General features: G+C 73.3%; 8 protein-coding genes and 1 pseudogene. 4 read left to right on the top strand and 5 right to left on the bottom strand.

The genetic code is table 11. The annotated features are described in order from the left end of the window. The 3 genes and pseudogenes from H5J29_RS23095 to H5J29_RS23085 form a co-directional block, all read left to right on the top strand. Nucleotides 1–336 (top strand): annotated as a pseudogene (locus tag H5J29_RS23095) (3-oxoadipyl-CoA thiolase); the annotation flags it as partial. Next, nucleotides 333–1,010 (top strand): 3-oxoacid CoA-transferase subunit A, encoded by a 678-nt coding sequence (locus tag H5J29_RS23090; RefSeq protein WP_181783136.1) that lies wholly within the window; start codon nt 333–335, stop codon nt 1,008–1,010. The pseudogene H5J29_RS23095 and the gene H5J29_RS23090, both read left to right, overlap by 4 nt. Continuing rightward, nucleotides 1,007–1,657: a 3-oxoacid CoA-transferase subunit B gene (locus H5J29_RS23085; RefSeq protein ID WP_181783135.1), complete on the top strand. Its 651-nt coding sequence runs from the start codon at nt 1,007–1,009 to the stop codon at nt 1,655–1,657. Before H5J29_RS23090 ends, H5J29_RS23085 begins: the two co-directional genes overlap by 4 nt. A 59-nt stretch (nt 1,658–1,716) precedes the next feature. Here H5J29_RS23085 and H5J29_RS23080 read toward each other — a convergent pair whose 3' ends face one another. The 4 genes from H5J29_RS23080 to H5J29_RS23065 all read right to left on the bottom strand — a co-directional run bounded on the left by H5J29_RS23080 (nt 1,717) and on the right by H5J29_RS23065 (nt 3,643). Next, a complete protein-coding gene (locus H5J29_RS23080) occupies nt 1,717–2,271 on the bottom strand; it encodes a dihydrofolate reductase family protein (RefSeq protein WP_181783134.1) in 555 nt (184 codons plus the stop codon). Between the two features lie 97 nt (nt 2,272–2,368). Further along, the gene (locus H5J29_RS23075) at nt 2,369–3,100 is read right to left on the bottom strand and encodes a DUF4386 domain-containing protein (RefSeq protein ID WP_181783133.1); all 732 of its coding nucleotides are present in this window, start codon (nt 3,098–3,100) and stop codon (nt 2,369–2,371) included. A 17-nt stretch (nt 3,101–3,117) separates the two neighbouring features. Next, nucleotides 3,118–3,372 carry a DUF8691 family protein gene (locus tag H5J29_RS23070; RefSeq protein ID WP_181783132.1) on the bottom strand — a complete coding sequence of 85 codons (255 nt, stop codon included), beginning with the start codon at nt 3,370–3,372 and terminating at the stop codon, nt 3,118–3,120. Nucleotides 3,373–3,469: 97 nt separating this feature from the next. Next, nucleotides 3,470–3,643, bottom strand: coding sequence for a helix-turn-helix transcriptional regulator (locus H5J29_RS23065; protein WP_376768562.1), 174 nt, complete (start codon nt 3,641–3,643; stop codon nt 3,470–3,472). A gap of 19 nt (nt 3,644–3,662) precedes the next feature. Here H5J29_RS23065 and gvpJ point away from each other — a divergent pair, with 19 nt between their 5' ends. Continuing rightward, entirely contained in the window at nt 3,663–3,959 is a 297-nt protein-coding gene (gene gvpJ, locus H5J29_RS23060; RefSeq protein ID WP_376768561.1) for a gas vesicle protein GvpJ, read from the top strand. Nucleotide 3,960: 1 nt separating this feature from the next. On the opposite strand, the gene H5J29_RS23055 is transcribed toward gvpJ, so the two are convergent. Beyond that, the coding region (locus H5J29_RS23055; protein ID WP_181783131.1) for a DUF6197 family protein at nt 3,961–4,191 on the bottom strand (231 nt) is incomplete at its 5' end.

Below are 4,191 nucleotides of genomic sequence, written 5' to 3'. Positions count from 1 at the left end.
GACTTCGGGTTCGCCCCGGTCGAGGCCGCGGAGCGCGCCCTGTCCCGGGCGGGCATCGGCTGGTCGGACGTCGCGGCGGTCGAGCTGAACGAGGCCTTCGCGGTGCAGTCGCTGGCCTGTGTGGACGCCTGGAAGGTGGACCCGGAGATCGTGAACGCCAAGGGTGGGGCCATCGCCATCGGCCATCCGCTCGGGGCGTCGGGCGCCCGGGTGCTGGGCACCCTCGCCGCCCGGCTCGTCGAGTCGGGGGAGCGCTGGGGGGTCGCCGCGATCTGCATCGGCGTGGGCCAGGCGCTCGCCGTGGTGCTGGAGAACGTCGCGGGGTCGGCGTCGTGACCGCCCGCGTCTGCGCCGACCACGACGCGGCGGTCGCCGGGACCCCGGACGGTGCGACGGTCCTGGTGGGCGGGTTCGGCATGGCGGGCATGCCCGTGGATCTGATCGACGCCCTGATCCGCCAGGGCGCCGCGGACCTGACCGTGGTGTCGAACAACGCCGGCAACGGCGACACCGGCCTGGCCGCGCTGCTGGCCACGGGCCGGGTGCGCAAGGTGATCTGCTCCTTCCCGCGGCAGGCCGACTCGTGGGTGTTCGACGAGCTCTACCGCTCGGGCCGGATCGAGCTGGAGGTCGTGCCCCAGGGCAACCTCGCCGAGCGGCTGCGCGCCGCCGGGGCGGGGATCGGGGCGTTCTTCACCCCGACCGGGGCCGGGACGCCGCTGGCGGAGGGCAAGGAGACCCGCGAGATCGACGGGCGCGTGCACGTCCTCGAGTACCCCATCAAGGGGGACCTCGCGATGATCAAGGCGCACGTCGCCGACCGGATGGGGAACCTGGTGTACCGCAAGACCGCACGGAACTTCGGGCCGGTGATGGCCACGGCCGCCGCCACGGTGGCGGTGCAGGTCGACCGCGTCGTCGACGCCGGTGGGCTGGACCCGGAGGCCGTCGTGACCCCGGGCATCTACGTCGACCGCATCGTCTCGGCGGAGCCGGAGGTGGCCGCGTGAGTACGCGCTCGAAGGACGAGATCGCCGCGGCCATCGCCCGCGACATCGCCGCGACCCATCCCGACGGGGCGTACGTGAACCTGGGCATCGGCCAGCCCACGCTCGTCGCCGACCACCTGCCCCCGGGCTCCGGGGTGGTGCTGCACACCGAGAACGGCATGCTGAACATGGGCCCGGCCGCGCACGGCGACGACATCGACCCCGACCTGATCAACGCGGGCAAGGTCCCGGTCACCGAGCTGTCGGGGGCGTCCTACTTCCACCACGCCGACTCCTTCGCCATGATGCGCGGCGGCCATCTCGACGTCTGCGTGCTGGGGGCCTTCCAGGTCTCCGCCGCGGGCGACCTCGCGAACTGGCACACGGGCGCCCCCGGGGCCATCCCGGCCGTGGGCGGGGCGATGGACCTCGCGATCGGGGCGAAGCGGGTCTGGGTGATGATGACGCTCTTCGACAAGCAGGGCGCGCCGAAGATCGTCCCGGAGTGCACCTACCCGCTCACCGGACTGGGCTGCATCGACCGCGTCTACACCGACCAGGGCACGTTCGAGGTCGGCGCGGCGGGCGTCCGGGCTCTCGAGCTGTGCGGGATCTCGGCCGGGGAGCTCGCCGCCCGGCTGGCGCCGCTCACGCCGAGCGTCGCGTAGACACGGCCCAGGGGTGCCTCCTCGCTCGGGCTCATCGGCCTGCTGCCGGCCGGGTCCGTTCAGGCGGTGACCCGGCGGGGCACGTAGCGCAGGGAGAACGCCCCCGACCGGAACTCCCGGCGCTCCACGAGCGTCAGGTCGAGCGGCTCGCGCAGGCCTGCGAGCAGGGTCGGCCCGTGCCCCGCCACGACGGGGTGCACCACGAACTCGTACTCGTCGATGAGCCCCAGGTCCGCCAGGGCGAGTGGCAGGGTCACGCCTCCCACGTACAGGCCCTTGCCCGGCTGCTGCTTGAGGTGGCGGACGGCCTCCCCCAGGTCGCCCCGCAGGAGCTCGGCGTTCCAGTCGACGCCCTCCAGGGTGCTGGAGACGACGTACTTCCTCGCCCGGTCGATCGTCTCCCCGAAGGGGAGCATCCAGTCCGGTCGCGTCGCCGCGACGGGCGGGCGCCACGCCTCCTGCATCATCTCGTAGGTCACCCGGCCGAAGAGGAGGGCGTCGGCCCGCTCCAGGATGGCGGCGGAGTGGTGGTGCAGCTCCTCGTCGGTGCTCGCCGCCCGGTGATCGCAGCACCCGTCGAGGGTGACGTTGATGGAGTATCGGAGCGGTCTCACCGGGGGCTCTCCCTCGCTGCGGTCACGGGCGTCCGGCGGACCGTACCGGGATCCCCCGGGAGCGGCGGTCGTGCACCGCCGGTCCCGAGGGCCGCGCTCACCGCCCCGCGACGGGCAGCGCGGCGACCGCGGCGGGCCGGAAGCCCTTGACCAGCAGGTAGATGCCGAGGGAGAACTCCCAGGCCGCGATCGGGAGTGCGGCCACCGCGGCGATCGGCGCCATCCGGTCGTACGCGCCGAAGAGGATCGCGAGGTCCGAGGCCAGCAGGAGGGGAGCGCCGACGAGCCCCACGACCGGGAGGACGCGCGGGACCAGGCCGGAGCGGTACAGCACGTAGCCCAGGCACAGGGCGTTGACGGCGGGCGCGAGGCTCTGCGAGAGCAGGAAGGCCCAGTCGTAGCCCGCGACCAGGGCGTGTCCGGCCAGGACCAGCGACGCCGGGTCGGCCGACGAGGCGGCGGCGACGTCTCGCAGGGTGACCAGCGTCAGCAGGTTCGCGACGCCGACCAGGATGAGGGCGGCCTCCAGGATCCGGGAGGCGACGAACCCGAGGGCGGCCGTCTCGCTCTGCCGCCTCGTGACGGGGTAGAGCACCACGGCCGTGCCGATGCCGGCCAGGGCGACGACGACCTCGGAGAGTGCGCCCCACAGCAGCCCGGTGTCGCCACCCGCGCCCAGGACGAAGGCGGCGGGGTCGTGGACGGGGCCGTACAGCGCGAGCGTGGGTATCGAGACGAACGTGAGCACGTAGAGCGCGCCGGCGAGGAGGGCCCTCCTGCGCATCGGGTCGACGGGGGTCGTCGTCGACGGGGTGGTCGTGGTCGTCATGGCGGTCTCCTGGTGGATCACGGTGATTCGTGGGCTGGTTCGGCGTCGAGGCGGCGGAGGGCGACCAGGGGCAGGCCCAGGTCGCGGATCCTCCGGAGGACGCCGTGGAGTGCGGCCTGGTCGGCGAGCACGCCGTGCAGGGTGGTGCTGTCGCCGCCCGCGGTGAGGGTCATGCCGTCGAACCAGGCGGTCCAGCGGGGGTCGAGGCGGCCCGCGAGGCGGATCTCGTAGAGGGACGCCTCGGCGCGGCGGGCGTGCGCGTCCTCCGCCATGGCGTGCCCCTCTCGGTGGGTGTCGGTGCACGCCGAAAGCTAGGCAAAGGGGTGGGGAGAGCGGCTCACCCTTCGTGGTGAGCCGGTGGGTGAACCGTCAGCGCGGCGCGAGCAGGTCGAGCTCCGCGCCGCGGCGGACCGCCGCCCGGCGGTTGTTGACCCCGAGCTTCGTGTAGATGTTCTTGACGTGTGTCCGGACGGTGTTCACGGACACGAACAGGCGGCGGGCGATCTGCGGGCCGTCCAGCTCGGTGCCGAGCAGCCGCAGCACGTCCAGCTACACCGTGTCGGTGGCGACGACGGGCGGCGGCAGCGTCCAACGCTCGGGCGGCGGGGGCGGGTCCAGCGGACTGGCCGACGTCGTGGAGCTGATCCTGGACAAGGGCCTCGTCATCGACGTGTTCGTCCGGGTCTCGATCGTCGGCATCGAGCTGCTGACCATCGACGCCCGGATCGTCGTGGCCAGCGTCGACACCTTCCTCCGCTTCGCGGAGGCGACGAACCGGCTCGACCTCTACAGCAGCGAGAAGCGCGGCACCGACCTCCCGGAGATCCTGCAGAAGACCACCGAGAAGGCGATGCGTTGAGCTACTCCTCGGGGGCGTAGCGCCGGAGCTCCTGCTCGACCCGGGTGGTGGCGGTGCGGAGGAGGGCGGTGAGGTCCTCCGGGGTCCGGTCGGGGTGGGTGGACCAGGCCGTGAGCTCGGCGACGTGGATCGCGTGGACGCCGGGCGGGAGGTTCCAGCGGACCTCGGTGCCGGGGTCGGCGCCGAGGACGTGCCAGGTGTACTCGAGCACCATCCGGCCCGCGACGGGATC

Origin of the sequence: Pseudonocardia pini (assembly GCF_013870575.1) — a bacterium.
Taxonomy (GTDB): Bacteria; Actinomycetota; Actinomycetes; order Mycobacteriales; family Pseudonocardiaceae; genus Pseudonocardia; species Pseudonocardia pini.
The sequence above is the reverse complement of the archived record's forward strand: the minus strand, read 5'-3'. Positions and strand labels throughout refer to the sequence as shown.